1 protein-coding gene is annotated in these 566 nt (G+C 68.7%); it reads right to left on the minus strand.

The features are described from left to right. The coding region (locus AC0IYH_RS29120; RefSeq protein WP_471837481.1) for a UvrD-helicase domain-containing protein at positions 1 to 566 on the minus strand (566 nt) is incomplete at both ends.

Raw genomic sequence — 566 nt, forward strand, 5'->3', positions numbered from 1 at the left:
GGCATCGACGAAGGTCAGGATCGGCCGCACCGACCGGAACGAGTGCGTCAGCGACAGCCGGTGGAACGGCAGCCCGCGATCCTGCTCCGGCCAGTCCTCCGGGCCATGCGCCGCGCGCGCCTTGTCCTCGAATCGTCGCTCCGCCCAAGCGAAGTTGAGCGGGCTGGTCCCCTGAAACCCGAAGATCGCCTGCTTCCAGTCGCCGACCGTGAACAGCGTCCGCGTCCGCGGCGCATAGATGCCGCGCCCGACGAAGAACTCCTCGGCGATCGCGCTGACGATCCGCCACTGGTTCAGGTTCGTGTCCTGTGCCTCGTCAATCAGGACATGCTCGGTTTCGCGATCGAGCTTGAACCGCACCCACTCGCCGATCCCCGGCGTCTCCAGCAACGCGACCGCGGTCTGGATCAAATCCTCGAAATCGACGCCCCCGACCCGCCGCTTCGCCAGATCATAGGCCCGCGCATAGTCGCGCCCGACCTCCAGCCCCGCCGCCAGCAGATCGGCATAGGCGCCGCGCACCCCCAGCGACAGCAACGCCGCGCACGCCCCGTGCAGGTCGCGGC

The sequence above is a fragment of the Pseudomonas sp. AC463 genome (assembly GCF_979253585.1).